The organism is Oceanivirga salmonicida (genome assembly GCF_001517915.1).
Classification (GTDB): Bacteria; Fusobacteriota; Fusobacteriia; order Fusobacteriales; family Leptotrichiaceae; genus Oceanivirga; species Oceanivirga salmonicida.
In genome coordinates, this window is record NZ_LOQI01000218.1 from 1 (window position 1) to 302 (window position 302).

Annotated in this window: 1 protein-coding gene; it reads left to right on the forward strand. The window is 30.1% G+C overall.

What is annotated here, in order from left to right; translation table 11 throughout:
• The coding region (locus tag AWT72_RS09030; protein WP_197407687.1) for a cyclase family protein at positions 1-302 on the forward strand (302 nt) is incomplete at both ends.

Consider the following 302-nt stretch of genomic DNA (forward strand, 5'->3'; position numbering starts at 1 on the left):
ACTACACATTGGTCTGGATTTAAACCAATGGATATTAGTACTAAATTTAACTTAAAAGAACACGGTTTTTATGTAAATGAATTTACATTAGTTGGGCAATATGGAACACATGTTGATGCACCTGGTCATTTTGTCGAAGGAAATAGATTGCTTGATAAATTAGTTCCAGATGAAATGATATTACCACTTTGTGTAGTTTCAGGAGATAGTTCGTGTGTTAAATCTATAAATTTGCATTCATTTCTCCATCTATTTAACTCATCCCATAATTTTAAATCCATAATTATAACCTCCTTTAATAC